1 protein-coding gene is annotated in these 1,754 nt (G+C 66.0%); it reads right to left on the bottom strand.

Annotated elements, in window-relative coordinates; all coding sequences use genetic code 11:
- Positions 1–114 precede the first annotated feature (114 nt).
- Positions 115–1,686 (bottom strand): IS1182 family transposase, encoded by a 1,572-nt coding sequence (locus U3653_RS33155; RefSeq protein ID WP_435406617.1) that lies wholly within the window; start codon positions 1,684–1,686, stop codon positions 115–117.
- Between the last annotated feature and the right edge of the window lie 68 nt (positions 1,687–1,754).

The raw sequence follows: 1,754 nt of genomic DNA, 5'->3' as shown, positions 1-1,754 counted from the left end.
CTAGGACGCTGCTGAATAAGGCTTGTTCTGGAGTTCCGCCGCTATGTGGCGGAACCCCGGACTCGTGTGGGTGCTGAACGGGTGGGTTGTGATGAGGGGGATCCCCCGGCTGGTTCAGGCGATGGCCCAGGTCCCGGTGGCGTGAGTGAGGCCGAGGTTGAGCAGTCGGCGCAGGTTGAGGGCCGCGGCACGGGTGTGCAGCCATTGGTTGTTGGCGGTGATGCCGCGGTAGCGCAGTTTCCGGCAGCGTCCCTTGGGGCCGATGAGCCAGGAGATGGTGCGCTCCACCATGGGCCGGTGTTGGCGGTAGGTTGTTTGCAGGTCCGGGTCGCTGTGCCAGTCGTGGCGGGCTCGGCGTAGCAGGGCGTCGTGTTGGTGCAGATGCAGGATGCGACCGTCTTTGCTGGTGGTGCACCTGGCACGCAGCGGGCAGCCGCGACAGGCGACGCCGAAGGTGACCCCGCGTTTGGCGGCGATATGTTTGGTGACGCCGTTCGGGCAGGTCACCGTTGCGGCGTCTTCGTCGACGTGGAAGTCGTCCTTGGTGAAGCCACCCTCGACCGCCGGGCGCAACGGAAACGGTTTGATGATCGCGGTCAGCTCGCGCCGCACCAGCTCGGCGCGGAAGTCTCCGGTGCCATACGCTGTGTCGCCCAACACTTCTCGCACATCGGCGTCGTTGTCGAGCAGTGAGGAGGCGACGACGGCTTCGTGGTTGTCGCCTCCAGCACCTTTGGCGAGGCGAGCTGCGATGACCAGGCCGGTGTCGGGTTCGACCGACAGATGGGCCTTATAGCCGTCCTGACGCGACGCGACGGTCTTGTGGACATGGCGTGCGTCTGGGTCGACCACCGAGATGACCCGGTCCTGGGCGACCTTGCGGGCGATGCGCCACCGCCCGTCGGTGCCGTCAGAGCCCTCGGCGGGTTCGACATCCTGTCCGGCGATCAACGCCAGCAACGCCAGCGCCTGCTCGGCCTTGTCACGGACTTCTTCGTCGAATTCAGTGCCCGCCAACGCATTCACGACCGTGTTCGCGTCGCTGACCAGAGCCGATATCAACGCTTCGCGGGCGGCCTTGTCGTCCCAGGCGATAGCCGGCTTGCACGGATCGTCGTAGTCGTGGGCCGAGCATCGGGCCACGACTACCTCCGCCGCTCCCGGTACCTCACGGCGGACCCGGCGGATCGCGGCGATCAGCTGAGTGACGGTGTCCTGGGTGGCGACCGCGTCGTCAAGCACCACCGAATCCAGCGCACGCTTCGTCTTATCTTGCAGCACACCGGTTTCAGCGACCACCACACGCACCGCGTCGAAGATACGGTTCGGATCCTGCGAGTTCGCCAAGCGGCGCCGCCAATAGGTCAACGTCGAGGAATCGAACCCCGCATCATCCAGGGCCAGCCCGCACGCCACCTTCCACCGCAGATCACAGCGCACCGCGGCGACGGTCTCCCGATCCGACAGATCATGCAGTGCCTGCAACACCAGCACCGACGCCGCGATCTCGCACGGCAAGCTCGGCCGCCCGGTCCTGCTGGGAAACAGATCTTCGAACATCACCGCGGGGAACAACTCCCGCCGATGCTCGGCCAGAAACGCGAACACACTGCCTGCTGGAACCAGATGCCCGACCAACGCCGCCGCGTCCATCAACTCCGGATCCGGCCTGCCCTCTCCCTGCACCCAAACATTCTCCTCGAACCGGCCCGCAGGGCCGGGTCGACACCCCGCGTTATTCAGCAGCGTCCTAG

The sequence above is a fragment of the Nocardia implantans genome (genome assembly GCF_035544775.1).
Lineage (GTDB): Bacteria > Actinomycetota > Actinomycetes > Mycobacteriales > Mycobacteriaceae > Nocardia > Nocardia implantans.
Note: the sequence above shows the minus strand (reverse complement) of the source record. Positions and strands in the feature narration are given on the sequence as shown.